This is a genomic window from Pontibacter pamirensis (genome assembly GCF_010015475.1).
Taxonomy (GTDB): Bacteria; Bacteroidota; Bacteroidia; order Cytophagales; family Hymenobacteraceae; genus Pontibacter; species Pontibacter pamirensis.
The window spans coordinates 65,442-90,617 of record NZ_SSNI01000012.1 but is presented as its reverse complement, the minus strand read 5'-3'; the positions used below and the strand labels follow the sequence as shown (position 1 = coordinate 90,617).

Genomic DNA, 25,176 nt, shown 5'->3' with positions numbered 1-25,176 from the left:
GATATGGACAGTAACTTAGCAGCTAAAGCATCGCTTGACGACATCGTCTTTGAGGGACGAAACAAAGCATACGGTGCCTATCTACTTCGCCGACTGTACAACAATCATATCACGAAAGCCGCTATCATTGCCACAGTGCTATTCCTTCTTTTTATCAGTATTCCACTGATAGCAAGAATAATAGAAGGTGAAGAAGAGGAAGTAGTGGTTGAACGTATAGTTACAGAAGTAGACCTGGCTCCACCGCCACCAATTGATGAGGCCACGCCGCCGCCGCCGCCGCCGCCGCCACCAGATCTTCCACCACCCCCACCACCAGTGCGTGCAACTGTTAAGTATACACCACCGGTAGTGAAGCGTGACGAAGAAGTGCAGGAAGAAGAGGAAATTCCGGATGTTGAAGTACTGGAAGAAGTTGATGCTGGTATCGAAACTATTGAGGGAGACCCTGATGCTCCAATGGACCTTGGAGAGATTGATGGTACCAGTGATGTGGTAGCAGAAGTTGTGGAGGAGAAGCCTTACACGTATGTTGAGCAGATGCCAACTTTCCCTGGTGGAGAAACAGAGATGCTCAGATACTTAGGTAAGAACATCCGATATCCTGCAGCTGCACAGCGTGCCGGTATAGAAGGTATAGTTGTACTTTCTTTCGTGGTAAGCAGAACAGGAGAAATATCTGAAATTGAAGTCATCAAAAAACTGGGTGGCGGTACCGACGAAGAAGCTGTACGTGTTGTAAAATCAATGCCAAAGTGGACTCCAGGTAAGCAGAATGGTAGAACAGTACCTGTTCGCTATACGCTGCCGGTTCGTTACACAATTAAATAAGCATATTAAAGCTTAATGGAGAGGCCCAGTCAGAAATGACTGGGCTTTTTTTATGTGTCGTTACAAAAAGATACTCAGCATGCATACTAATAATAAATTTAAGCGTATATTATCTAACCACTATAAAGACACTTATCAAAACTAATAAACCCATTACAACTAAAATGATATTATAAACCTAAAACCCACAGCCCATGAAAAAGAGCTATTTTTTAAGCATGACGTTCAACAATGTTGTGTTCAAAGGCCGAAATCAAGCGTACGGCGCATATGTCCTTCGCAGAGTTTACAGCAAGCATATGACACTTGCAGCCATCATAGCAACAGCAATCTTTTCAGGGGCACTGGTCGCACCGTTAGTTGAAAGTATCTTTTTTGCAGATCAGGTTAAATATGTAAAGCCTGTGTATGAAATCAATGAACCGTTCATTCTTGTTCAGCCAAACCTGCCTAAATTGTCTGAGCCGCCAAAGAAGGAGGTTATACCCGTAGAACCGCAGCAGGAGAAAAAGGTGAAAACCGAGAAGTTTGTAACGACGAAAGTAGTGGCAGACAACGCGCAGGTGGAAACAGCAACAGTGCCGGATCAGGACTTGCTGAGTAAAGTCAACATCGGCAAGAATACTATAGAAGGCGATATTCCGGAGGTGCCAGGGGTTACACTAGATGAAGCACCCGCAACAGGAATAGCTACTGGTAAAGCGGAAGAGGCATCTGCCGAATTCATTCACGTACAAGAAATGCCGGAGTTTGTGGGAGGAGATAAAGCTTTGTTTGCATACTTAAGCAAACAGATGCGCTACCCGGCCGAGGCACAGCGTGTCGGTGTGGAAGGAATTGTAGTAGTAACGTTTGTGGTAGCAACAGATGGCGCCATTACCAAGGCTGAAATAGTGAAAGGCTTAGGCTTTGGAACAGATGAAGAGGCGCTGCGTGTTATAAACAAAATGCCTCACTGGAAGCCCGGAAAACAAAACGGCAGAAATGTGCCAGTGAGGTATACACTGCCAATCAGGTTTAATATACAATAAGCTCTTAGTCATAGCAAAGAAAGCAGAAGCAACAAACACAGTTTTGTTAGCAACTGCTTTCTTTTTATGAGCAATTGGTTTATTTTTATGGGTTAAACAATAAGCACGACTACATAAGCGTATAACATGCTGAGACCGGAAAGAGACGATAAAAAACCAACAGTAAGCGCATATAATAAATTTGCCCGCATTTTTGGCTTAGTAATGACATTGGTCTATGTAGCACTGGGCTTGTTCATAATTTTTGCCGGTGATAATCTGAACCTAAGTATTGGCGTTGAGGTTAGATACTTTCTAGGTGGGATTTTGATATTATACGGAATTGTTAGATTTATAAGAGTTTACCAAACCTTCAAACGCAGTAGCAACAACAGAGATGAAGATTAAAGCACACAGTATAGTGTTAGTAGCAAGTCTGCTAGGTTTATATTCCTGCGGTAACGCTTCAGATACTCCTCTGAGCACTCCTACCTCAGGAAACACGAATATAAGTGTGGATGAGTCATACCAACCTATAATAGAATCACAGGTAAATACTTTTGAGGGGATTTATGAGCGTGCAGATATAGATGCGGCTTATAAGCCAGAAGGAGAAGTTGTAAAGGACCTCCTGAACGACAGCACCAGGATAGCCATCATTTCAAGAGAACTGACAGCCGACGAAGTAGCAACTATAAAACAAAACCAGCGTATCCCACGCAGTACTAAAATTGCCATAGATGCCGTTGCACTCATCACAAACCCAAACAACCCGGACTCACTGCTAACACTGGATGAAGTAAAAGACATCTTTAGCGGGAGAGTGAAAGACTGGAGTGAACTGGAGAGAAGTACAGGGTCAGGAGAAATCACCATTGTTTTCGACAACAACAACTCGAGCACAGCGCGTTATGTGCGGGACTCTCTTACAACAGATCAGAAGCTCCCACAGAACACTTTTGCCGCTAACTCGCATCAGGCACTCATTGATTATGTGGCACAGAACGAGAATGCACTCGGGGTGATAGGAGTTAACTGGATCAGCGACCTTGATGACACAACGGCTGTGAGTTTTCTAAACAGAATAAAAGTGGTGGGCATCAGTGAAGATCCAGCGCCTTTGACAACTGGAAGCTTTTATCAGCCATATCAGGCTTATATAGCACAACAGGCTTACCCTCTTAGACGTAACCTGTATATTATTAGTACAGAAGGCCGTACAGGTCTTGGCACAGGTTTTGCATCTTTCCTTGGCGGAGACCAGGGACAACGAATGATACTGAAATCAGGACTTGTGCCAGCCACTATGCCAGTACGAGTTATCGGATTGCGAAACCAGTAGAAACGGCATAAAAATTGATTATAATTCAGCAACAAACAACTAAACTTTAATACTAATGACAAGAAACTGGAAGTATATTGCCCTTATGGCTGCTGCTTTTCCTGCTACAGCAGCTGTAGCTCAAACAGGAGATGCTGGTAGAAGAGCAGTTGACTTAGAGCGCTACGAAGAAGCAAAATCAATTTATAAAGCACAATTAGGAAACAAGAATTCTGCTGACAATGCTTATTTCGCTCTTGGTGATATTTATTTAAAAACCGAAAATACGGACTCAGCTGCGTATTACTTTAACCGAGGCATTGCGAACAACAAAAGGTCCTATATAAACCATGTGGGTCTTGGCAAACTTGCCCTAGAGCAGGGAAACAGAGCAAAAGCCGAGCAAGCCTTCGATGATGCATTAAGCGGGAGAGGCAAAAAAGATCCGTATGTGCTTGCCATGGTTGGTGATGCCTATGTGAATGCACCGAATGCTACCGAGGCTGATATCAACAAAGGTATTGACTACTTAAAGCAAGCTTTAGAGCGTGATAGAGATAATGCTTTAGCAAATGTTATTTTAGGAGATGCTTACCTTCAGTTGAAAAAAGGTGGTGAGGCCATGAGTAGCTACGACAGAGCTATTCAGTTAGATGAAAATTATGCTACTGCTTACTTGAGAAGAGGTCAGTTGTATACTAGCTCACGCAACTATAACGAAGCAGAAGAGGCTTTCAAGAAGGCAATTGCAATTGACCCTAACTTTGCTCCTGCATACAGCGACCTGGGTGAACTTTACTATTTTGCAGGCCAGTATGACCAAGCGCTGTCTACATTCCAGAAGTATGTAGACATGGCAGAAGACACTCCGGAAACCCGTGCAAAGTATGCCTCTTTCCTGTTCCTGACGAAGAACTACGATAAAGCTTTGCAGGAAGCTGAGCAAGTACTGCAGACGCAGCCAGACAATACAGTAATGAACCGTTTGAGAGCTTACTCATACATGGAGCTTGGCCAGCCGGAAAAAGCACTGCAGGCTATCGAAGAATACATGCAGAAGGTAGACCAAAGCAAACTGATTGCGGAGGATTATGAATACTACGGCCGTATCCTGAACAAGAACAAGCAGTCTGAGAAAGCTATCGTTAATCTCGAGAAAGCGCTGCAGATGAACAATGCCAACGTAGAGCTCTATGCTGAACTGGCTAATGCTTACGCAAACAATAATCAGTACGATAAGGCTATCGAAGTATACGAGAGAAAGCGTACCAACGTAGAGCCGAGCAACGCTGACTATTACTACATGGGTAACATCTATATGATGGCCGGTGAAGAAAAGGCAGCAGCTAATGACAGAACAGCAGCCAATCAATTTTTTCAGCAAGCTGATTCTACATATGGTAAAGTAACTGAAACGAACCCTACGTATGCTTACGGCCACTTATGGAGAGCGCGGGCACAAGCCAGCCAAGACCCTGAAACGGAGGAAGGATTAGCACGACCTCATTATGAGGAGTTCATCAAAATTGCTGGTGAAGACAAAGATAAGTACAAGAGAGACTTGATTGAGGCAAACTCTTACTTAGGTTACTACTACTACCTCAAAGGAGAAAGAGATAACGCCATGAAGTATTGGCAGGAAGTAAAAGTTTTGGACCCTGCTAACCCTCAGGCAGAAGCCGCTCTTAATGAAATAGGAAAAAGCGCGAAGCAAAAGTAAGCGCTAATACTGATAAAACAGAAAAGCCTGCTCAAGTTGAGCAGGCTTTTCTGTTTTATCAGTATCATTAAACCCTTAGCATGTAACACTGCTTTACATGTTACATTGTATTGCCGCACTAGCGGCAGCAAAAATCTGACATAAGGATTCATACCACAGGCCGCTCAGCCACAAGACTTTAAGCAACCTCACTTCGTGCTGGTAAACCTTAAAGTACAGGTGCTGAACCCGAAAGCTTGTTCAGGTAGCGTAGCCTGTAAAGAGAGGCTGATTTAAAATATATGCAGCACTTAAAAAGTATTAGAGACTAGATGTATGCCAGGTTGAACGTTTTCTCTAAAGGGCAGATAAGGGCAAATAAACTTAATTACTGCCCCTCGTATAACCCCCATTTAGCCAGCACAGCGGCAAAGTCCTCTGGTAGCTCCGTTTCAAATTGCATGATCTGCTTTGTAATAGGGTGCTTAAACCCCAACGACTTGGCATGTAGTGCCTGCCTTGGCATTAGTTTGAAGGCATTCTCAACAAAGGACTTATAAGAACCATTTGTTGAACCGCTCAGAATCTTATTGCCACCGTACATAGCATCAGAGAAAAGTGGATGGCCAATGTGCTTCATGTGCGCCCGTATCTGATGCGTTCGGCCCGTTTCAAGGTTGCATTGGACAAGCGACACATACTTAAAGCTCCGGAGTATCTTATAATGCGTTACAGCATGCTTGCCGTAGTCTCCTTCAGGGTAAACAACCATCACCCTCCTGTCTTTGGCACTACGCCCTACATGACCTGTAATGGTGCCACCTGCTTCTTTGGGCACCCCCCAAACTAAAGCGTAATAGGTACGCTCAATGGTATGGTCAAAAAACTGCTTCGCCAGGTAAGCCATGCTATAATCTGTCTTGGCAATTACTAATAGACCAGAGGTGTCTTTATCTATACGGTGCACCAGTCCTGGTCTGCCCTCTCCGTTACGTGAAGTTGGTAGGTTCTGGAGGTAGTACGTGAGCGCATTTACAAGTGTGCCGTTCCAGTTATTATAAGCAGGGTGCACCACCATGCCCGCAGGCTTATTTACTAAAAGCAGTTCCTCATCCTCATACATAATATCCAGCGCAATATTTTCCGGCACTACATCCGTATCACGTGGCGGCTCTGCCAGTGTAATGGTGATTACATCCTGGGGCTTTACCTTATAGCTTACCTTTACCGGCTTATGGTTTACCTGTACCGATTCTGAGCGTATAGCGCTTTGCAGTTTGTTGCGGGTTACATTAGGCAGGCGGTCCATCAGGAACTTATCTACGCGTAGCAGTGCCTGCCTCTTGTCCACTACAATGCGATGATGCTCGTAAAGTTCGTCGGAGTCATCAGCGCTTTCTTCTGTTTCAGTATAGTCTATCACGTGAATCAGGTATACGAAAGGGTATAACAAAAAAAGAAAGCCGAAGTATACACATCGGCTTTCCTGTACTTATACAAAGAAGTTCAGCTTATTTGTTTTTCTTTTTAGCTGTAGGTGTAGCGGCAGCTGGTTTAGCAGCAGCTGGCTCTGGCGTTTGCTGTGCTTTGGCTGGGTCAACACCTAATTTCTTCAAAACAATTGGAGAAATATCGCCGTCTTCCGGACCAGCAAGCAGTGCCTGGTTGCTGATAACGTACGTATAGCCATTCTCTTTTGCTACATCTTTGATAGCTTTGTCGATTTTAGAGATAACAGGGTCTACAAGAGATTTTTCTTTTTGCTGCAAAGAAGCCTGTGCGTTACGCTGAAACTCCTGGATAGAGTTATTCAGGTTCATCAACTCTTTCTCTTTGTCATCACGCACTACTTTATCCATTGTAGCGGCACTTTTCTCGTAAGCCTGTAGCTTGGTCTCGTATTCAGCATATTTTGTTTTCAGCTGGCTTTCTAACTGAGTGCTATGAGTTTTAAGCTCAGACTCGATTTGCTTGCTCTCAGGCATTTGCAGCAAAATGTACTCTACATTTGTATAACCAATTTTAAGCGGCTGGTCGCTGGTCTGTGCGAAAGACGCAAAGCTAATCAGTAAAAAAGCTGCTACTAATGTTTTGATTTTGTTCATCATTGGTTGGGAAATTAGTAATTATGTTAGTTTTAGTTAGTTGTTAGACTTCTTTTTGTTTGCTTTTACAGCAGGCTGACTTTCCTGCTGTTCCTCAGCACCTATATCCGGTAAGTTGGCTGGGTCATCTACAATACTATCGGCTGGTGTCTGGCCAGGTTGATTTTTTTTATCCGATGCTAAACCAAGTTCTTCCAACACGTACTCTGTATAATCGTGCACCGGGTTTGTATAAATCATGACTAAATCTCCTGACTTATCAAACATCATCTGCACGCCTTTAGACTTTGATACTTTCTCAACGGCTTCAAATACTTCATCCTGTACCGGTCGCATCAACTCCTGCCGTCGCTTAAACATCATGCCTTCATACCCAAAAACCTTTCGCTGGTAATCACGCAGCTCATTATCTTTTTTAGTTATTTCAGCCTGTCTTTTTTTCTTCATCTGCTCTGTTAGCAGCACTTCTTCAGCTTTGTAATCCTGCTTCAGTTTGTCTGATTCCTGCTGCAAAGTCTCCACTTCCTTTTGCCATCCAGCAGCATATTTGTCCATCTCCTGCTGCACTTTATTAAAAGCCGGCATTTTGCTCAGGATAAAGTTTGAGTCAATATAGCCAATCTTCTGTGCATGCGAAACAGACGTCAGTAAAACCCCTGCTATAAGGACGAACAAAAACTTTCTCATACTAATTCCTTTGCATTAACGGATTTGCTGTCCGATAATAAAGTGGAACATGCCTCGCTTGCTGTTATCTCCAGGAACACCTACTGGTAAATCATCTAGTCTCCAGGCGTAGTCAAATCCAAGCAGACCGAACGCAGACATAAATATTCTGGCTCCTACACCCGCAGAGCGGTAAAGCTTAAATGGGTTGTATTCTGCATAAGTTCCAAAGTTATTACCTGCCTCCAAAAACGCCAAGCCGTAAATTGTGGCGGCTGGGTTAGGTGAAATCAGTTGGCGTGCCTCAAACACAAACTTGTTATAGGCAATACCACCTGCATTAAGCAAATTTTGATCTGTTGAGTTTACAACTCTTTCGTCGTCATAACCGCGTAAACCGATATACTCTGTTCCCACAAAAATATTACCGCCACCTAAACCGGCACCACCTAGCTTAAATCGTTCAAATGGTCCCAGTTCTCTATCCTGACTATAAGTACCCAGGAATCCGAAATGCGCTCTTGTGTTCAATACCAAATTCCCTGCCAAGTTTATGAAATACGAGGCATCAAACATCCATTTATGAAATTCGATGTACTCCGTTGGGTCTATATTCTGTGCAACCAAAGAATATGGCGGTGTCATGTTCACGCTCAGTGTAAACGAAGATCCCCTTCTAGGGAAGGTAGGGTTGTCAATACTGGAGCGCCCTAATGTGTTTGTAAGAGAAATACTATTAGACAAACCGTTGGTCAGACCTCCGATATTATAGTTACTTACATCATAGCGGTTAAAGGACAAGGAGTGGTTCATGAAGAAGAAGTTGTCTGGCCAATTCAACCTTCTACCGAGGCTTACTGCTGCTCCATCTACATTCAGGCGGCTTTCTGCCCCTTCACCACCAGGGAATCTTCTGATAGTTTTAAATAAACTAACGGTTAAGGAGTTCGCCTTGCGGCCACCTAACCACGGTTCTGTGAAGGAAAGAGAGTATGACTGGTAGTATTTACCGTTCGCCTGCACATTCAGGGAAAGCCGCTGCCCATCACCTGTTGGCACTGGTCTCCACTCAGATAAGTCAAACATCTTGCGGGTAGAGAAGTTGTTCAGGGTAAGACCTACCGTACCTACGGCACCAATCGGACCACCCCAGCCACCTGACAAGCTTATCTGGTCATTCGGCCGCTCTACCACACTATAGTTAATATCTACGGTGCCTTCCACAGGGTTCGGAATCGGGTTCAGGCCAATAGTTTCAGGGTCAAAATAACCTAAGGCCGCCAGTTCGTTACGGGTTCTAATCAGGTCATCGCGGCTATACTTCTGGCCTGGCAGCGTACGTATCTCACGCAGAATCACATGATCGCTGGTTTTGTCGTTACCCGTGATGGTTATCTTGTTGATAGTTGCCTGCGGTCCTTCTGTAACACGCATTTCAAGGTCAATAGAATCGCCCTCAACACGCACCTCTACCGGGTCAATGTTAAAGAACAGGTAACCGTCGTTCTGGTACAAAGCAGACACATCTATGCCTGCAGGATTATAGTTCAGGCGCTTGTCCAGTTCCTGCTTGTTGTATACGTCCCCTTTTGCAATGCCAAGCACCCGTGAGAGGTAAGCATCGTCATAAATATAGTTGCCGTTCCAGGTGATATTTCGGTAGTAATACTGCTGCCCCTCATCTACTGTAATGCGGATGCCGAGCCTGTCATCGCTGATGCGGTACACACTGTCTGAAACAATGGTTGCATCACGATACCCCTCTGTGCTGTAGAAGTCCAGCAATAACTGTTTGTCGTTCTCGTATTCGGTTCGGTTATATTTAGAAGAGGTGAAGAATGTGTACCACTTTTTCTCCTTCGTTTTCTTGAGTTGGCGACGCAGCTTTTTATCAGCGAATGCCTCGTTGCCCACAAACTCTATTTCTTCGATTTTGACTTTATTGCCTTTATCCACATGAATGTTTAATATCACACTGTTCGGCAATGTAGGATCAGGGCGCTGCGTGATATTTATCTTGGCATTCAAAAAGCTCTTTTCGAGGTAATAGTTACGGATAGCGTTGCGGGTGCTGTTTAGCACCGCATCCGTTACAATTTTACCCCGCTGCAACGGCACCTTGTCGCGGAGTGCCTCTGACTGTGTCTTATTTATGCCTGAAAATCGGTATTCTGATAAGCGGGGGCGTTCCTTCAGATCAAAAGTAAGGTAGATCAGATCTCCCTCTGTGCGGGCGAATACTTCCACATCGCCCAGAATGCCCTGTTGCCACAGTTTCTGGATAGCACGGCTGATGTCTTCCCCTGGCACTGTAATTTCATCTCCCTCTTTCAGGCCTATAACAGAAATAAGCGCCACAGGCTCCAGAAATTTGGCACCTGTTATCTCAACTCCTCCAATGCGGTACTGCTTTGGTTCGGCGTAATCGATAGGAGACGTTTGAACAGGGGTATTTAATACTTGAGAAGAAGCCGTACCTGCCAAAAGCATAAATACGAGCATCCAGATAAATCTTGCCATTAGTGTTTTTATCACTTTATAATTTGTTCACTTGTCTTACCAAATCGTCGCTCGCGGTTCTGATAAGATATTATTGCCTCATAGAGTTGCTCTCTCCTGAAATCAGGCCAAAGCAACTCTGTGATGTAAAGTTCAGTATAAGCTAATTGCCACAACAGGAAATTGCTGATGCGTTGTTCCCCGCTGGTGCGAATAAGTAGCTCCGGATCAGGCATGCCTGCCGTGGAAAGATGCTTCGCCACAGTAGTTTCATTCACGTCAGCAGGCTGCAACTGGCCCTGCTCCACTTTTAAAGCAACTTTCTGCATCGCCTGTGTAATATCCCACCGGCCACTGTAGCTGAGGGCAAGCACCAGCGTCATGCGTGAATTCTGCTTTGTTAGCTCTATAGCCTCCAGCAGTTCGCGCTGGCAAGCCTGCGGCAAACTGGCTGTATCGCCTATAGACTGCAGACGAATATTATTTTTATTAAGGGTAGCGGTTTCTTTGCGTATGGTAGATACCAGGAGCGTCATCAGCGCAGTAACCTCCGCCTTAGGTCGCGACCAGTTCTCTGTAGAAAAAGCATAAAGGGTCAGATACTCCACCCCTAGCTCAGCTGCGCCTTCCACAGTGTCGCGCACTGCTTTAATAGCATTCTGATGGCCAAATATCCGCAGCCCCCCTCTTTGCTTTGCCCAACGCCCGTTACCGTCCATGATAACGGCTATATGCCTTGGTAAATTGCCTAAGTTTACGTTGTCCTTAAGATTCATTCAACTCAATTTCCCCGCAAGTTACAAAAAGCATCATAAATTTATGAAACATTGCAACTTAATCTAGGAGGCCGGGATTTTTCTTGTACACAGGAGGGCAGTTGTTGCGGTAAAAAGTGTAGGAAATACTGACACCGTTGTAGTAGTACCAGTCGTTGTCATTAGGGTTTGCCAGGTGGGCAGGGTCATCCTCAGAGAGGGCATCAAATTTATCAGTAAAGAGTTTGCGTGCGCCAAACTCCAGGCCAAGGTTCCAGTGTTTGCTCAGGGCATACTTTACCCCCAAACCAAAAGGCACGGAAACCAGGATTTTGGTATTAAACTCCTTGTTAAGGCTGTTGCCTGTGTCGCTACGGTTCGGCGTATGTGTATCTGAATACAGTTTTACATTGTAAAGCAAGCCTGCCGCCCCGATAAAAAGATAGGGAGAGATGCGCGGGTTCTGCTTCATGTCGTAGTAATCGAGGAAATTATACTCCATTACTGCTGAAAACTCAAAGAGGCTTAGGCGAAGCTCTGCCTGACGGTATTCATGGTAGGGACGGTCATCCGCATAGGCCTCATCACTAAAAGTGTTGTCATCAAAGATGCGATGGCTACCCATCAGCCCGCCACGCAACGTGATCGCGTCAGACATGTCGCGGCGGTAAAACACGGTGAGTGCGGGTTGGTTATTAAGCAAACGGTAGTTAGGAGAAACCTCACCTTTATAATTAGCACCCCCAATGCCTATACCTATTTCTGATGTAGTGATAGGAGTTTTGCTTTGTGCATAAGAAGCGTAGCCAAAAAAAGCACCCCCTATTTGCAGTATTAAACAAATAAGGAGTGCGGCTTTAAAATTATGTAATGCCATGTAGTTTAAGCGGAGTTTAGTTGAGCAACGATGTGCCGCCAAATATATTATCTAAACTTCGGACTTCTGATACGAGGTGTTAAAATATAATTCAGGGTAATACCTGTTGTGATATACCAATCGTCGTCTGATGCGTTACCTCGTTTAGTGTTGGCAGGCGTTCCAAAACCTGGCACAATTTGATAAGGTGTACCATTTGGGTCCGGGAAAGTAGCAAAGCCAGACTCCCCGCTCCTGTCGTGAAGAATAGTTGCCGCCACAGGGTTTTCGCTTCCGCTGTTGTTATTGAGAAGATCAGCTTTATTGGCAAAAGAACCGCTGGCATCATCCAGGTAATCCGTAAAAGTCTTTCTCCAGCCAATCTCAATGTTTAGATCCCAGTTTCTGTCGAGCTTATAACGCACACCTAAACCAAACGGAATGGCTATCTGCACGCGGCTGTACGGATCAGGATAATTTCCGCCATCCACATATTGCCCTTCGGTACCTAAAGGCTGCAATTCATACCAGCCGGTTGGGATATCCTGATCAGGAGATAAACCTTCGCGTACGCCACTCTCATAGTACGCTTTTGGGTTATGATGAAAAACAGCTACCCCAAAAAAACCATAAGGAACAAAATCAGGCCGACGCGCATATGTCTGGCGGTTTTCAAATAAGTCAATGATGGCTACAGCGCTTAACTCCTTGATATCGTTTCTAAAGGATAAGTTTCGCATGAAACGGCCAGCGTTTTCGCCTTCATCCAGAGAAGCGCTCAGTCTGTCATCACCCATGATGCGCCCCCAATGGAAAGCCCCTCTAAATGAAACACGGGGAAAATACCGGTAAGTATAACTAAGGCCTACGTTCGGGCGCGTAGACTTAAAGCGGAAGCTTGTAAAATCTGGTTCCGGCACAATATCACCAAAGTAATTTGTGGCACCCAGCGTTAAACCAATAGAGCCATACCTCTTACGTTGCGTAAAACGTTGCGCTTCGGCATCAATAGCAACAAGGGTAAGCGTGAAAACAAACAAGAGTACAAGAGTACATAATCTCTTCATAGTAATCGAAATCTAAAGTATGGTATCAGCTTTATCACTCTGACTCAGACTGATAATCTTCAACATGAGCTGTAACAAAAATAGTGATAATCCTGAATTAAATAAATTTATATTATATATATTTAATATTACGTTATTATATTGTTCCTCTTATCCAGACCCCAGTTAAGTTTACTGCGCAGTGTTTTCAGAAAATTGACATGGTGGAGCTTCACAAGTCTGGCTGCGAAGTTCTCGCGCCGTACCGCCAGTTGCACATTCATGTCAACAGCAGTAGAACGCGAATCAAGCGAAGCGAGGTAAGCACTGCTGCGTCCTTCCACTTCAAAGGATATCACACTTCTGTCTGACACAATCATGGGCCGAACATTAAGGTTATGTGGACATACGGGTGAGATCACAAAATTGTTAGTTTGGGGCAGTACCAAAGGGCCTCCACAACTAAGCGAGTACCCTGTAGATCCGGTTGGTGTTGCGACCACTAAACCATCGGCCCAATACGAGTTCAGATACTCTCCGTCTATGTAAGTGTGCACCACTATCATAGAGGAGGTGTCGCGTTTTAGCACGCTGAACTCATTTAACCCAAAGTTGATACCGCCAAAGATTTCCTGGTCAGAATCCACCCGTATCAAAGCCCTGTCGTCTAAGGTATAGTGCCCTTTGTAAAGCGCATCCAGCGCAACAGTAATGCTGTCGTAAGGCACGGTAGCCAAAAACCCTAACCTTCCAGTATTAATCCCCAGTATTGGAATCTGCTGCTCTCCCACATAGGTCACCGTATCCAGCAGGGTGCCGTCGCCACCGATGCTGAGCACCACATCCACGCCCTCCAGCTTGTCGCCCCTGCTAAACGTTTGTATGTTGGCAGGTAGGTTAAGCGTGTTTTTCAGGAACTGGTGGAAGTGCTCCACCAGAAACAACTCTGCCTTCCGCCGCTGTAACTCGTCGAAGAGCATCTGAATGAAAGGTGCGATGGTGTCACTAAAAGGTTTGCCAAGGATAGCTATTCTCATAGTTGATTTATTAAAATGGGAACCCAGTGCTGAAGTATAAGCCTCTGCCTCCTTCCCTGTTAACAGTATACTCCAATCGCAACACGATGTCATAGAAAGTAACCAGGTGCACGCCCAGCCCTCCGCCTATTAGCAGGCGGTTTGTGAGTGGGTTCCTCTCCTGAAAAACGTTATCCACCACATAGCCTGCATCTGTAAAAGCATTAAGATATACAGACAAAGGTATATTATTAAACTTAGGGTTTTGGATAAAATTAAGTTTAATACTTTTAATCTGCAGCAGCTCCCGTGTTAAGCTTTGTTTAAAAATGCCATAGTGCTGCCCCCCCACCACATAAAGTTCATAGCCCCTTACAAGTGACCTGAAACCGAGCGCCCGGTTATCAGCAAAGGCATACCGCTCCGATAGCCGCAACTGCCCTTCCGCCCCCACCATGTAGGCATACTTTTCTGAAAGCTTACTGTAATGCGCGTATTTCGACCAGAGAGTGGTGAAGGGAGTACCTGAATCCTTCAGGAAGAAGTTCTGTGCCACACCGGCCTCAAAATAACTTCCGGAAAGAGGGTAGGCAAAATTATTCCGTAGGTTAGCTACCTTGAATAGCTCCAGCCGCAGGTACTGCCGCTCGTCCAGTGCATTATGATAGTACTCCGGGTTCAAGTGAACCACCGAGTCTGAGATGCTTTCCTGAAGGTATGATAAACGCAGGCCTTCCTGCCGCTGCACGCTACGCCGGTGTATCAACCCTACAGACAATGCCGTGCGTTGAATGGGCAGCCCCTCCTCCTCTTCATAAAAGTACTGCCTGTTATTAAGGTTGGTATAGCTGATGGTGCGGCTTCTGTAGTCTGCTACACCAACCTCAGCCCCAAGATTATGTTTGCGGCTGATGTAAGGTATCCGGTAAGAAAACTCCAGCCGCTTGTTAAAGCCCCTTTGCACCCGTACCCGCACATCCTCATTTCGCCCCCTGAAGTTCCGGCGCACCAGACTGGCACCGTAATCTATGCGACTCCAGTCCTTCTTCTCCAGCCAGGCGTTGAAATTACGGTCTGCAAAATCGAAAATCAGAACAGGGTATAGATAAAAGCGCTCCTGCACCTCGTACTGTACCAGCACATTGCTTTGGTCACAGGTATAGGTATAGTTTACATGATGAAAAAGGCGCAGGTTAAACAGGCGCCTGCGGTTCTTCTCCAGCAGTTGTTCCAGTTCATCGGATCGTACGGTATCGCCGGTGGCAAAAGTCAGCTCCTGCAGCATTACCTGCTGTTTAGTAACCTCATTGCCTGCCAGCTTCACATCCGCAATGACCAATTGAGGCTCCTCACAGACCTGGGCCCGTGCAGCCAAACTTATCCACAGAAAAATAAAGAAGATAGACGCACGCAGTTGCATCACTGCGCAGATTTAAATATCGAGGTACTTCAGCAGCATGTCTAACCGATCACGGCCTACATCGTTGTCGGTGCTACTGTCGTTGAACTGAGCCGTAATACGATACTCAAAACGCTCTAAAGTAGCTATGATACGGGAAAGATCAGTGGCATTCAGCTTCAGAGTAAGCTTTATCTGGTAAGGGTCCATCTCATCAGGGGAGACGTAGGCGCTCAAGATCTTTGTGTTTTCCTCTTCGATCAGGCGGCTGATCTGGCTAAGCGAATAGTCTCGTTCCGGCATCGAAAGCACCAGAATGCTTCCCTGCCCCTGCAGCGCCGACATCTGCCCAAAGGCCGCTAAAGTATCGTTTATGGTGATGATACCTATGTATTCCTGGTCATCATCAAGCACAGGCACCACCTGTATTTTGTTCTTTATTGCCGCCTCCATCACATCATAAAAGTGCTGGTGTTGCATCACATGCACTTCCTGATGCTCCAGCTCAAGCCCTTTTAAAGCCTGGCTGCGATCGTTCAACTCAATCAGGCCCAGCTCAGAAGCCAAGCCCATGTACTTGCGGTTGCTCACAACAGGCAATTCATTCACCCGGAACTCATCCATCCAACGCAAAGCCTTCTCTACGGTGTCATAGAGTTTCAGCGGCGGGATCATTTGGTTGATGAGTTCTTCTGCAATCATGTAGCTGTCGCGGTTATAGGTGTGTTCTCTAAATACTTTTCTAAGATACTGTTAAACTTCTCCGGATGTTCCATCATTGGGGCATGTCCGCACTTATCAATGAAATAAAGTTCTGATTTCTCAATGAGCCTGTTGAATTCATGCCCTACCAGCGGCGGAGTGATGGTATCGTTCAGTCCCCAGATTAACAACGTTGGCACCTTTATGTTTGTGATATCTTTGGCCATATTATGTCGCTGTGCCGACTTGGCGATAGCAATAATACGCAGGCATTTGGCATTGCTGTTGGTGATAGAGAAAACTTCATCTACCAGTTCTTTGGTAGCGGTTTTCGGATCGTAAAACGTATAGCCCACGCGCTCCTGCACATACTGGTAATTACCGCGCTTTGGAAATGAACCACCCATAGAATCCTCGAACAGGCCGGAACTGCCGGTTAGGACAAGCCGCTGCACCATGTCGGCATTTTTTAAAGTATAAGCCAGGCCAACATGGCCCCCAAGAGAATTTCCCAGAACTGTCAGGTTTTTAAGCTTTTTCAGCTTCACGAAGTCCTCTACAAACGCCGTAAGACCAGGCACTCCCGCCTTGTGCAACGCCATTTCGTAGATAGGCATGAGCGGAATCACCACACGGTAGTTCTTTGAAAAATGGTCCACAACGCCATTCCAGTTGCTCAGCGCGCCAAACAAGCCGTGCAACAGCAACAGTACTTCTCCTTCTCCTTCGTCAATGTATTGGAAACCGCCTTCTTGCCTGATTTGTAAATTCATGTAGCTTAGAAACTTTTGAAAGAAACGTATTTCTAGAGGTATACGATCATTTTAATGTGCAATATTAGCAATAGTAAGCCAATTTCGGAGCATGTGCAAACCATAAGTAGTTAAAGCGGCCTCCGGATGAAACTGCAATGCATATAGCGGCAGTTCCCGGTGCCGGAAAGCCATCAGTTCCCCTTCCTGTGTATGTGCCAGCGGAACAAGGCATTCCGGGGTATGGCGCAATACGAGGGAGTGATAGCGTACTACCGGCATTCTCTGTGGAAGCCCTTCAAAAATAGGATCCAATTCGCAGATTATTTCTGAGAGCTTCCCATGCATCGGCCGGATGCCTTTCTCTAAGGTAGCCCCGAAGAACTCTCCCAGGGCCTGGTGCCCCAGACAAATACCCAGCATCGGCATTTTCTCATGATAATAACGCACCACCTCCAACAAACTACCAGCCCCCTGCGGTGCGCCTGGCCCCGGCGACAGCACGATGGCCTCTACGGGTAATCGTTGTATCTCCTCTAGCGGCACATCATTCCGCACCACCTTTGCCTCTACCCCTAACTGCCCGAAATAGTCTACGAGGTTATAGGTAAACGAGTCAAAGTTATCAAGCAGGAGAAGCATTAGAGAGTTAGAGAGTTAGAGAGTTAGAGAGTTAGAGAGTTAGAGAGTTAGAGAGTTAGAGAGTTAGAGTTGTACTGCTCTTGCCAAACTAAGGGTTACAAAATCCTTAACTGGCGCGGGAATATTTCCCGTGACGCACAATAAGTGCGAGTCTCCAGACTCGCTGGTGCAAAGATGTAAGTGGCAGTTTCGTCTGGTGAAAGAAATAACTTCAAAAGTTGAAATTCTCAGCAAAACAATAGCTTTGCGCCAGACAACTAAGCATAAAAAGGCTTAACCTTAGGTGAAACCAATCACCCTTATAACTTTTTAACCTTCTCTCTAAATTTTTAACTTTTAAAAATGATGTTTCAAGGAGTTGATGAGTGCTTTCACAAACGGAAGCACGTAACTCAGGATATCGAGCGCGTACGGCGTTGTTTTGAGCACTACTGGATATACCATAGAGGTTGTCGCTGTGTCCGTAGAAACGCTGATGCCGGCCATGTCAGACACGTAAAGCAGCAGGCTCAGCGCCACGCACCACTTTAGTGCTCCCAGAATGGCTCCCAGAAAATTATCGAAGAAGCCGAACGGAGTAAAGTCAATGACCTTTTTCAGCAGCAAGCCGCCCAGGTGTATCAGCAGGATAATTCCTACAAACACAATCAGGAAAGTGACATACGGCAGCAGGCCATGGGCGTCGCCCACAAAACCTTCCATCATGGGCAGCGCGGTGTCCAATAGCTTTAAGCCTCCCAAAATCGCGAGCACCAGTGCCACCAGCGACACCAGCTCCAGCAACAGGCCTTTGCGAAAGCCTTGAAAAGCACCGTAGGCAATGGGAATTGCCAGAAAAAAATCGAATGTACTCATGTTAAGAAACAAGATATAAAATGAAGGGCACAAGGCATTGCCTCCACACTTGTAATTGTTACACCTTAAATGTTTTATAGCTCTTTCAGCCGAAGCTGCTCCTGAGGAGCCCCGGTTGAAAGAGCTATAATTTAAAAATCAGTGTTGTTCAGCAGGTCACCAGCTGCACTTGAGATGGCGCGTCCGTCAGCCTGGCCAGCCAGTTCTTTGGAGGCCACGCCCATTACTCTGCCGATGTCTGATGGGCCGGTAGCTCCCACACGTTGTATAATCTCCAAAAGGCGTACGCGCAGGTCTCCTTCATCCAGCTGCTGTGGCAGGTACTGCTCTATCACAGCCAGTTCCGCCAGCTCTACTTCTTCTAAATCGGCGCGGCCTTGTTTGGCATACAGTTCCGCTGATTCGCGGCGCTGCTTAGCAGCCTTTGTCAGCAACTTCAATTCTGTTTCGTTTGAAATACCTTCCGTGCCAGCTTTCTCAGTTTCTGCCAGCAGTATCTGTGACTTGATACTTCTCAGCGCCTGCAAACGGGATTTATCTTTCGCCAGCATGGCTTGTTTGATGTCAGCGTCAACGCGTTCTTTTAGTGTCATAGTTCTTTTATTGATGTTTTTATATGTAGATCAAAACGGTTTATACCGCCAATGCTTTGTTATACGCCATGATGCCCGGCGCCACTTAAAGCATCTTAAACAAAATTCCGTTAATTTAGTCATTTGAAAAGAGGCGCGTAAAAGCTCCAGCAGATATAACAGCATCCCGATGACTAAACTGAGTGTAAATATAAACAAAATAGCCACTTTACGGAATGCCCGTGGCGGTGACAGGCCAAATGTTATGCAGTCGGCTAAAGATTGTGAGCGATTCGGAGCACAAGGCATCACGGTGCACCCCCGCCCCGATGAGCGCCACATCCGCTACCGCGACGTGTACGACTTAAAAGAAGTGGTAACCACAGAATTTAACATAGAAGGAAACCCAACGCCAGACTTTCTGCAACTGGTAAAGGAAGTGAAGCCGGACCAGGTGACACTTGTACCTGACGCACCCGATGCGATCACCTCCAACGCAGGCTGGGATACCATCCGGCACAAAGATTTCCTGACGCAAACCATACTTGAGCTAAAGGAGCACGGTATGCGCGTCTCTATTTTTGTGGATCCGGACAAGGGCATGGTAGAGGGCGCGGCTTTGGTAGGCACAGACCGGATTGAGCTTTACACGGAAGCCTACGCTACTGGTTACCGTAATAACCCTGAGAAGGCCATTGCACCTTATGTAAAGGCGGCACAAAAAGCGCATCAGCTTGGCCTTGGCATCAACGCCGGCCACGACCTGGACCTGGACAACCTCAAATACCTGAAAAACAACCTGCCGGAGCTGGCAGAGGTGAGTATTGGCCACGCGCTTATCTGCGATGCACTGTACTATGGGCTGGAAAACACCATCCAGCTGTACCTGCGCCAACTTAAGTAACCGATGCTGAATACCATAACGATAGAAGAGTTTATTCAGAAGGCAAAAGCTCTGCCTGTGCTGGACGTGCGCGCGCCGAAAGAGTACGCGGTGGGACATATTCCACAAGCGCATTCCTTTCCTATTTTTGATGATGAGCAGCGTGCCGTCATTGGCACAGCCTATAAACAGCAGGGCCACGACCCGTCGGTGCTCATTGGCTTGGACCTGTTTGGCCCAAAGATGTCTGCTTTCGTAAAGGCCGCAGGCAAGCTGGCGCAGGACAAAGAACTGCTGGTGCATTGCTGGCGCGGCGGCATGCGCAGCGGGGCCATGGCCTGGCTGCTCAACTTCTCCGGCTATAAAGTACACCTGCTGCAGGGCGGCTACAAAGCTTACCGGCACCTGATGCAGGAGCAGTTCCAGAAGCAGCGCCCCCTGCTGGTTGTTGGTGGCCTGACCGGCAGCGGCAAAACAGACATCCTCCCCCACCTGCAACAGCAAGGCCAGCAAACAGTAGATCTAGAAGGACTGGCGAACCACAAAGGCTCCGCTTTCGGGAGCATCGGTATGCCGCCACAGCCCAGCACCGAACATTTTGAGAACCTGCTGGGCATGGAGCTGTTGAAGATAGACGAGCAGCAGGCACTGTGGCTGGAGGACGAGAGCATTACGATTGGCCGCGTGGTCATGCCCAAGCAGCTCTTCGACCGGATGCAGGCAGCGCCAACCATTGTACTTGAGCTGCCGAAGCAGCTGCGTGTGCAGAAACTGGCCGAAGAATACTGCCGCACCGACAAAGTTTTACTGGAGGCTGCCATCCTAAAAATAAAGAAGCGATTGGGTGGCCTGGCCACAAAAGAGGCACTGGAAGCAATTGCCGCAGGAGACATGGAGAAAATGGTCGACATCGCCCTCTCCTATTACGATAAGGCGTATACCTATCAATTGGCTAATAAGCAGCAGGTGCTGCCATTGGCGTTGAATAGCATGGATCCAGCAGAAAATGCGCAGCGGATACTGGAGTTTGCCAGCCGCCAAAATTTAGTTTGATTATGAAAGAAACCTCAGAACACGAAATACGCTTAACGCAGTACAGCCATGGCGCCGGCTGCGGCTGCAAAATTTCACCCAAAGTACTCGATACTATCCTTCACACGGATATGAGCTATCCCGAGAACAAGAACTTACTTGTAGGCAACAGCTCCCGCGACGATGCCGCAGTATATGACATTGGGAATGGCCGCGCTACCATCAGCACCACCGACTTCTTTATGCCAATTGTGGACGACGCCTATGACTTCGGCCGTATTGCCTCTGCTAACGCCATTTCGGATGTGTACGCCATGGGCGGCACACCGATGATGGCCATTGCCGTATTGGGGTGGCCGATAGACAAACTGGCACCGGAAGTTGCCAAACGCGTGATTGAAGGCAGCCGCAGCATCTGCCACGAAGCGGGCATACCGTTGGCAGGCGGCCACAGCATCGACAGTCCTGAGCCAATCTTTGGCTTGGCGGTAACCGGTATGGTCGACATCGTGAACCTGAAACAAAATGACACCGCCACCGCCGGCTGCGAACTCTATCTGACCAAACCATTAGGCGTAGGCATGCTGACGACGGCGCAGAAAAAAGGTATACTGAAGCCGCAGCACACGCAGCTCGCACCGCAGCAGATGATGCAACTAAACAAAATAGGGGCAACATTGGGGCTACTAGAGGCAGTAAAAGCCATGACCGACGTAACTGGGTTTGGTTTGCTAGGGCACTTGTCTGAGATGTGCGAAGGCAGCAATTTGTCTGCTGAGGTATACTTTGACAAAGTACCGGTGCTGCCCGAGGCACTGGAGTACATGGCGCAGAAAGCCATACCCGGCGGCACCCACCGCAACTTCGACAGCTACGGCCACAAAATAGCCGAACTCACGCCAGACCAGAAACACCTGCTCTGCGACCCACAAACCAGCGGCGGCCTTTTAGTAGCCGTAGACCCGGCCGACAAAGAAGAGGTGCTGCAGGTTTTTGAGGAGTTTGGATTACAATTACAGCCGTTTGGGGTACTGAAAGAGCGTAAGGCAGAGGAGAAACTAATAAGGGTAATCTAAGGAGGAGTTCGGCGCTTTGAAGGTCTGGAAATTTCATCAACCTCCACCGTACTTCCGTACTTCTTATAAAATGAGCATTGTTTACTGATAATTGACACCTGACCATATGAAACTACACTATAAAGAAATGGGCCATGGGCAGCCGCTGCTTATTCTGCACGGCTTGTTCGGCACATTAGATAACTGGCAAACACTGGCGAAGCGTTTAGCGGAGCATTACAATGTATTCCTGGTAGACCTGCGCAACCACGGCCGCTCTCCGCACAACGAGGAGCATAACTATGACGTGATGGCCGATGATGTGCTGCGCCTCATAGATGCACTGCAGATTCCCACACCTGCCATCATGGGTCACTCTATGGGAGGTAAGGTAGCAATGAAATTTGCACTGAAGTACCCTACGCGTCTTACCAAGCTGATAGTAGTAGACATAGCCCCCAAAGCGTACCCCCCGCACCACGACGAGATTATCGACGCCTTGCAAGCGGTGAACTTAGAAGGCGTTACCAGCCGCAGTGAGGTGGACGAACAGCTGGCCAAGCATATAAAGGAAGAGTATGTACGCCTGTTCCTGATGAAGAATCTCCACCGCCAGGAAGACAAGACCCTGGCTTGGCGCATGAATTTAGACGCGATTGAGAAGAACTATGAGCATATAGCAGCTGGCATCACAGCAGATGTTCCTTTCAAAAAAAGCACGCTTTTCATCAAAGGCGGCAAGTCGAGATACATACAGCCCGAAGATATATATGGCAGCATTGAGCACCTGTTTACGCTGGTAGAGGTAGAAACTATACCAGGGGCTGGGCACTGGGTACATGCCCAGGCGCCTGATGAAGTATACGACCTGGTGACTACTTTCCTGAGCACAGAATAAATTTGTCAGAATGAGGGGATGCAGGATTATTGAATATACAGGATGCAGGCATAATGAAAACTAAAAAAGCGAAACCGTGAGAATACCCTTTGCTGCTCAACACATGATTTTTAGATAATATCGTCCTAAGCATCCTACTATCCCACAAATCCTGATTCTGACAAAAAGCTGCCACTGCAAATTAGCCGTGGCAGCTTTTTTGTTTCCGGCACCGTTATACTTTATACTTTTGCACTATGAAAAAGACCGGCACACTCTATTTAATTCCGACTATACTCGCTGAAGACACAGCCCACCAGGTAATATCGCCGCAGGTAAAGGATACGGTGCAGCACCTGCAGTATTTTATAGTGGAGAACCTGCGGACCGCCCGGCGCTATGTAAAGAGTATTTGCCCGGATCTGGTAATAGAGCAGCTCACTTTTGTGCAGGTAGACAAAGATGCCACTCCGGCCCAGGTGCAGGCATCGCTGAAGCCACTGTTAGACGAGGGAAAAGATGCCGGCATTATTTCGGAGGCAGGCTGCCCCGGTGTGGCAGACCCAGGCGCAGAAGTAGTGAAATACGCGCACCAGAAGAATATAAAAGTAGTGCCCTTTGCCGGCCCTTCAGCCATTTTGCTTAGCCTGATGGGCAGCGGGTTTAACGGACAGCAGTTTGCTTTCCATGGCTACCTGCCCATCGAAAAGCGGGACAGGCTGCAGGCGCTCCGAACGCTTGAGAAGGAGATGCAGCAGCGCAACCAGACGCAGATTTTCATGGAAACCCCTTACCGCAACAACAAGCTTCTGGAGGACCTTGTACAGACGCTGCACCCGGAAACGAGACTGTGCATTGCCGCGAACATCACCTCGCCGGAGCATGAGTTTATACAGACGAAAACGATTCAGCAGTGGAATGGGAAGCTCCCGGATATTCACAAACAGCCGGCAGTGTTTCTGATTTACAAGTGAACTGTGGTGGCTTAGCCTTCACCACTCCAGTTTGTTTCGATAAAACAGAAAAGGCTCCCGGAAACCGGGAGCCTTTCTTTTAATGCAGCAGGTAAATCACCTGTCTGCAAAGTACTTTATCTTACTGCTTAGTCAACATCCCACCACAGACGCTCCCCGAACAGGAAATCTGTTATTCCTGCACTTGCAGCGGTAACATTGGCACGGTTCGTACTTTGCTCCTGAATAGAATACGGGAAGCGAAGTGCCACACCTCTACCTGGATAAGCAGAAGCTACAGGCTCTGTTACTTCATCAGGGTATCCTGTTCTTCTTACTTCGGTGAATGCTTCAATACCGTTACCAAACAGCGCTAACCACTTCTGCTCACTAATAGCTTCCATTTTGTTAGCCTGCAAAGCATAAGCAACACTAGGTTGTGCCAGGTAAGCCAAAATGGCAGCCTCATCCGTAATTCTGTTCAGAAGCATGCTTGCCATAATACCTTCATTATAAGCTTCAGCAGCAGTTATACCAACATTCCAGCCACGTGCTGCAGCCTCTGCCAGAATAAACATTACCTCGCTGTACGTCATCACATACATAGGCTGTGTTTCTGTACCACGGTACAGGTCTCCAATACGAGATACTGTCGGCAGAGAAGGCTGAACTAATGCACCATTAGGTTGACCTACATAGGTGTTTCCTCTGAATTGCACTCCTGCACCTGCAACAGGCTCGGCAGCAGGTTTCGCATACACTGCCAGGCGTGGGTCATCTTTGGCACCCAGCAACTGTACCAGTGTCTGGCTTACTGCATGGTCATCTCGTGTAACAGCATTTTCAAACCATGGGTTACGGTAAGGCTGCGCACCTAAGAAGGCCAGTTCAGCATTGTGATCATTGCTTTCGAAGATGGGGTACATATCCGGGTTACCTGCAATCTGCTCAATACCTTCTTTAGCTATAGCAGGAGCTACATCAGCCATATGAATGAGCAAGCGCAGACGAAGCGAGTTAGCAAACCTTCTCCACTGCATTATATCACCACCATACATCAGGTCGCCACCTATGGTACCAGTTCCAGCAGCAAGTAGTGTATTAGCAGCTTCCAGTTCCTGCAACAGGTCCATGTAAATAGCTTCCTGTTCGTCATATACCGGTGTCATGTTACCTTCTGTTCCTTGTAAGGCCTCAAAATAAGGAATATCACCCCACAGGTCCGTCATGTTCTGGTAAATCAGGGCCCGCAGTGCGCGTCCTGCACCTTCCATGGCCTGGTTCCCGTTTTCCTCAGCCTTCTGAATGATGAGTTGTGTATCATACAGCGGCCCACTGTAAAGCGCATCCCAATGTATTGCAATCGCATCAGGACGGAACTCGTAACGGTCCTCATCAATGTACTGAATTTTAGCTATGTGTTGCGCCCAGGTTTCAGCATACGTTAAGTTAAGGCTTGCACCAAACAACCGGCTAGCGGCTGACTGTTGTGCCGCCGGCAGAATTACGGCCGCGGGCACATCCTCAGGTGCATTGGGGTTTACATTGATTTCTTCGAAATCTTTGTCACATGAACTCAGGCCGAGGCCGAGAAGCAGTGCAAAGCAAAGTTTATATTTTGAAATTATATTCATGTCAGGGATTTGTTAA

Annotated in this window: 25 protein-coding genes; 10 read left to right on the top strand and 15 right to left on the bottom strand. The window is 47.0% G+C overall.

Translation table 11 applies throughout. The annotated features are described in order from the left end of the window. Positions 1–3 precede the first annotated feature (3 nt). From E1919_RS11870 to E1919_RS11850, 5 genes are all read left to right on the top strand, one after another. Complete coding sequence (locus E1919_RS11870) at positions 4–831, top strand: energy transducer TonB (protein ID WP_162053622.1); 828 nt, start codon at positions 4–6, stop codon at positions 829–831. A gap of 194 nt (positions 832–1,025) precedes the next feature. Continuing rightward, positions 1,026–1,862 carry an energy transducer TonB gene (locus E1919_RS11865; protein ID WP_162053621.1) on the top strand — a complete coding sequence of 279 codons (837 nt, stop codon included), beginning with the start codon at positions 1,026–1,028 and terminating at the stop codon, positions 1,860–1,862. A 126-nt stretch (positions 1,863–1,988) separates the two neighbouring features. Then, positions 1,989–2,249 (top strand): hypothetical protein, encoded by a 261-nt coding sequence (locus E1919_RS11860; protein ID WP_162053620.1) that lies wholly within the window; start codon positions 1,989–1,991, stop codon positions 2,247–2,249. Further along, positions 2,239–3,183, top strand: a complete 945-nt coding sequence (locus tag E1919_RS11855; protein ID WP_162053619.1) for a PstS family phosphate ABC transporter substrate-binding protein — start codon at positions 2,239–2,241, stop codon at positions 3,181–3,183. The genes E1919_RS11860 and E1919_RS11855 overlap by 11 nt, the downstream gene beginning before the upstream one ends. Before the next feature lie 55 nt (positions 3,184–3,238). Beyond that, positions 3,239–4,882: a tetratricopeptide repeat protein gene (locus E1919_RS11850; RefSeq protein ID WP_162053618.1), complete on the top strand. Its 1,644-nt coding sequence runs from the start codon at positions 3,239–3,241 to the stop codon at positions 4,880–4,882. Positions 4,883–5,249: 367 nt separating this feature from the next. Here E1919_RS11850 and E1919_RS11845 read toward each other — a convergent pair whose 3' ends face one another. The 14 genes from E1919_RS11845 to E1919_RS11780 all read right to left on the bottom strand — a co-directional run bounded on the left by E1919_RS11845 (position 5,250) and on the right by E1919_RS11780 (position 18,747). Next, positions 5,250–6,284: an RluA family pseudouridine synthase gene (locus E1919_RS11845; protein WP_162053617.1), complete on the bottom strand. Its 1,035-nt coding sequence runs from the start codon at positions 6,282–6,284 to the stop codon at positions 5,250–5,252. An 88-nt stretch (positions 6,285–6,372) separates the two neighbouring features. Next, positions 6,373–6,969, bottom strand: coding sequence for an OmpH/Skp family outer membrane protein (locus tag E1919_RS11840; RefSeq protein WP_162053616.1), 597 nt, complete (start codon positions 6,967–6,969; stop codon positions 6,373–6,375). A gap of 33 nt (positions 6,970–7,002) precedes the next feature. Further along, a complete protein-coding gene (locus E1919_RS11835) occupies positions 7,003–7,653 on the bottom strand; it encodes an OmpH/Skp family outer membrane protein (protein WP_162053615.1) in 651 nt (216 codons plus the stop codon). Positions 7,654–7,668: 15 nt separating this feature from the next. After that, the gene (gene bamA, locus E1919_RS11830) at positions 7,669–10,152 is read right to left on the bottom strand and encodes an outer membrane protein assembly factor BamA (protein ID WP_162053614.1); all 2,484 of its coding nucleotides are present in this window, start codon (positions 10,150–10,152) and stop codon (positions 7,669–7,671) included. An 11-nt stretch (positions 10,153–10,163) separates the two neighbouring features. Next, entirely contained in the window at positions 10,164–10,907 is a 744-nt protein-coding gene (locus tag E1919_RS11825; protein WP_162053613.1) for an isoprenyl transferase, read from the bottom strand. 58 nt (positions 10,908–10,965) lie between these two features. Beyond that, entirely contained in the window at positions 10,966–11,763 is a 798-nt protein-coding gene (gene porG, locus E1919_RS11820) for a type IX secretion system protein PorG (RefSeq protein WP_162053612.1), read from the bottom strand. Between the two features lie 47 nt (positions 11,764–11,810). Next, positions 11,811–12,809: a DUF6089 family protein gene (locus E1919_RS11815; RefSeq protein ID WP_162053611.1), complete on the bottom strand. Its 999-nt coding sequence runs from the start codon at positions 12,807–12,809 to the stop codon at positions 11,811–11,813. Positions 12,810–12,937: 128 nt separating this feature from the next. Continuing rightward, a complete protein-coding gene (locus E1919_RS11810) occupies positions 12,938–13,825 on the bottom strand; it encodes an NAD kinase (RefSeq protein WP_162053610.1) in 888 nt (295 codons plus the stop codon). 10 nt (positions 13,826–13,835) lie between these two features. Next, positions 13,836–15,224 carry a BamA/TamA family outer membrane protein gene (locus E1919_RS11805; protein ID WP_162053609.1) on the bottom strand — a complete coding sequence of 463 codons (1,389 nt, stop codon included), beginning with the start codon at positions 15,222–15,224 and terminating at the stop codon, positions 13,836–13,838. A 12-nt stretch (positions 15,225–15,236) separates the two neighbouring features. Further along, the gene (locus E1919_RS11800) at positions 15,237–15,905 is read right to left on the bottom strand and encodes a CBS domain-containing protein (protein ID WP_162053608.1); all 669 of its coding nucleotides are present in this window, start codon (positions 15,903–15,905) and stop codon (positions 15,237–15,239) included. Continuing rightward, positions 15,902–16,678: an alpha/beta fold hydrolase gene (locus tag E1919_RS11795; protein WP_162053607.1), complete on the bottom strand. Its 777-nt coding sequence runs from the start codon at positions 16,676–16,678 to the stop codon at positions 15,902–15,904. Before E1919_RS11795 ends, E1919_RS11800 begins: the two co-directional genes overlap by 4 nt. 51 nt (positions 16,679–16,729) lie before the next feature. Beyond that, the gene (locus tag E1919_RS11790) at positions 16,730–17,299 is read right to left on the bottom strand and encodes an anthranilate synthase component II (RefSeq protein ID WP_162053606.1); all 570 of its coding nucleotides are present in this window, start codon (positions 17,297–17,299) and stop codon (positions 16,730–16,732) included. 336 nt (positions 17,300–17,635) lie between these two features. Continuing rightward, a complete protein-coding gene (locus E1919_RS11785; RefSeq protein ID WP_162053605.1) occupies positions 17,636–18,154 on the bottom strand; it encodes a CvpA family protein in 519 nt (172 codons plus the stop codon). A gap of 131 nt (positions 18,155–18,285) precedes the next feature. Beyond that, complete coding sequence (locus tag E1919_RS11780; RefSeq protein ID WP_162053604.1) at positions 18,286–18,747, bottom strand: GatB/YqeY domain-containing protein; 462 nt, start codon at positions 18,745–18,747, stop codon at positions 18,286–18,288. A gap of 169 nt (positions 18,748–18,916) precedes the next feature. Here E1919_RS11780 and E1919_RS11775 point away from each other — a divergent pair, with 169 nt between their 5' ends. The 5 genes from E1919_RS11775 to E1919_RS11755 all read left to right on the top strand — a co-directional run bounded on the left by E1919_RS11775 (position 18,917) and on the right by E1919_RS11755 (position 23,547). Further along, positions 18,917–19,630: a pyridoxine 5'-phosphate synthase gene (locus E1919_RS11775; RefSeq protein WP_162053603.1), complete on the top strand. Its 714-nt coding sequence runs from the start codon at positions 18,917–18,919 to the stop codon at positions 19,628–19,630. A 3-nt stretch (positions 19,631–19,633) separates the two neighbouring features. Then, positions 19,634–20,662: a tRNA 2-selenouridine(34) synthase MnmH gene (gene mnmH / locus E1919_RS11770; protein ID WP_162053602.1), complete on the top strand. Its 1,029-nt coding sequence runs from the start codon at positions 19,634–19,636 to the stop codon at positions 20,660–20,662. 2 nt (positions 20,663–20,664) lie between these two features. Continuing rightward, positions 20,665–21,717, top strand: coding sequence for a selenide, water dikinase SelD (selD, locus tag E1919_RS11765; protein WP_162053601.1), 1,053 nt, complete (start codon positions 20,665–20,667; stop codon positions 21,715–21,717). A 106-nt stretch (positions 21,718–21,823) separates the two neighbouring features. Further along, on the top strand, positions 21,824–22,594 hold the full coding sequence (locus E1919_RS11760) for an alpha/beta fold hydrolase (RefSeq protein ID WP_162053600.1): 771 nt from the start codon (positions 21,824–21,826) through the stop codon (positions 22,592–22,594). Positions 22,595–22,830: 236 nt separating this feature from the next. Beyond that, the gene (locus E1919_RS11755) at positions 22,831–23,547 is read left to right on the top strand and encodes an SAM-dependent methyltransferase (protein ID WP_162053599.1); all 717 of its coding nucleotides are present in this window, start codon (positions 22,831–22,833) and stop codon (positions 23,545–23,547) included. 128 nt (positions 23,548–23,675) lie between these two features. Here E1919_RS11755 and E1919_RS11750 read toward each other — a convergent pair whose 3' ends face one another. After that, the gene (locus E1919_RS11750; RefSeq protein ID WP_162053598.1) at positions 23,676–25,160 is read right to left on the bottom strand and encodes a SusD/RagB family nutrient-binding outer membrane lipoprotein; all 1,485 of its coding nucleotides are present in this window, start codon (positions 25,158–25,160) and stop codon (positions 23,676–23,678) included. Positions 25,161–25,176: the final 16 nt, after the last annotated feature.

Excerpts from the sequence above, each read along its gene's own strand:
- E1919_RS11870 (WP_162053622.1), top strand. The coding sequence starts at position 4 with ATGGACAGTAACTTAGCAGCTAAAGCATCGCTTGACGACATCGTCTTT.
- E1919_RS11865 (WP_162053621.1), top strand. The coding sequence starts at position 1,026 with ATGAAAAAGAGCTATTTTTTAAGCATGACGTTCAACAATGTTGTGTTC.
- E1919_RS11860 (WP_162053620.1), top strand. The coding sequence starts at position 1,989 with ATGCTGAGACCGGAAAGAGACGATAAAAAACCAACAGTAAGCGCATAT.
- E1919_RS11855 (WP_162053619.1), top strand. The coding sequence starts at position 2,239 with ATGAAGATTAAAGCACACAGTATAGTGTTAGTAGCAAGTCTGCTAGGT.
- E1919_RS11850 (WP_162053618.1), top strand. The coding sequence starts at position 3,239 with ATGACAAGAAACTGGAAGTATATTGCCCTTATGGCTGCTGCTTTTCCT.
- E1919_RS11840 (WP_162053616.1), bottom strand. The coding sequence starts at position 6,969 with ATGATGAACAAAATCAAAACATTAGTAGCAGCTTTTTTACTGATTAGC.
- E1919_RS11835 (WP_162053615.1), bottom strand. The coding sequence starts at position 7,653 with ATGAGAAAGTTTTTGTTCGTCCTTATAGCAGGGGTTTTACTGACGTCT.
- bamA (WP_162053614.1), bottom strand. The coding sequence starts at position 10,152 with ATGGCAAGATTTATCTGGATGCTCGTATTTATGCTTTTGGCAGGTACG.
- E1919_RS11825 (WP_162053613.1), bottom strand. The coding sequence starts at position 10,907 with ATGAATCTTAAGGACAACGTAAACTTAGGCAATTTACCAAGGCATATA.
- porG (WP_162053612.1), bottom strand. The coding sequence starts at position 11,763 with ATGGCATTACATAATTTTAAAGCCGCACTCCTTATTTGTTTAATACTG.
- E1919_RS11815 (WP_162053611.1), bottom strand. The coding sequence starts at position 12,809 with ATGAAGAGATTATGTACTCTTGTACTCTTGTTTGTTTTCACGCTTACC.
- E1919_RS11810 (WP_162053610.1), bottom strand. The coding sequence starts at position 13,825 with ATGAGAATAGCTATCCTTGGCAAACCTTTTAGTGACACCATCGCACCT.
- E1919_RS11805 (WP_162053609.1), bottom strand. The coding sequence starts at position 15,224 with ATGCAACTGCGTGCGTCTATCTTCTTTATTTTTCTGTGGATAAGTTTG.
- E1919_RS11800 (WP_162053608.1), bottom strand. The coding sequence starts at position 15,905 with ATGATTGCAGAAGAACTCATCAACCAAATGATCCCGCCGCTGAAACTC.
- E1919_RS11795 (WP_162053607.1), bottom strand. The coding sequence starts at position 16,678 with ATGAATTTACAAATCAGGCAAGAAGGCGGTTTCCAATACATTGACGAA.
- E1919_RS11790 (WP_162053606.1), bottom strand. The coding sequence starts at position 17,299 with ATGCTTCTCCTGCTTGATAACTTTGACTCGTTTACCTATAACCTCGTA.
- E1919_RS11785 (WP_162053605.1), bottom strand. The coding sequence starts at position 18,154 with ATGAGTACATTCGATTTTTTTCTGGCAATTCCCATTGCCTACGGTGCT.
- E1919_RS11780 (WP_162053604.1), bottom strand. The coding sequence starts at position 18,747 with ATGACACTAAAAGAACGCGTTGACGCTGACATCAAACAAGCCATGCTG.
- E1919_RS11775 (WP_162053603.1), top strand. The coding sequence starts at position 18,917 with ATGACTAAACTGAGTGTAAATATAAACAAAATAGCCACTTTACGGAAT.
- mnmH (WP_162053602.1), top strand. The coding sequence starts at position 19,634 with ATGCTGAATACCATAACGATAGAAGAGTTTATTCAGAAGGCAAAAGCT.
- selD (WP_162053601.1), top strand. The coding sequence starts at position 20,665 with ATGAAAGAAACCTCAGAACACGAAATACGCTTAACGCAGTACAGCCAT.
- E1919_RS11760 (WP_162053600.1), top strand. The coding sequence starts at position 21,824 with ATGAAACTACACTATAAAGAAATGGGCCATGGGCAGCCGCTGCTTATT.
- E1919_RS11755 (WP_162053599.1), top strand. The coding sequence starts at position 22,831 with ATGAAAAAGACCGGCACACTCTATTTAATTCCGACTATACTCGCTGAA.
- E1919_RS11750 (WP_162053598.1), bottom strand. The coding sequence starts at position 25,160 with ATGAATATAATTTCAAAATATAAACTTTGCTTTGCACTGCTTCTCGGC.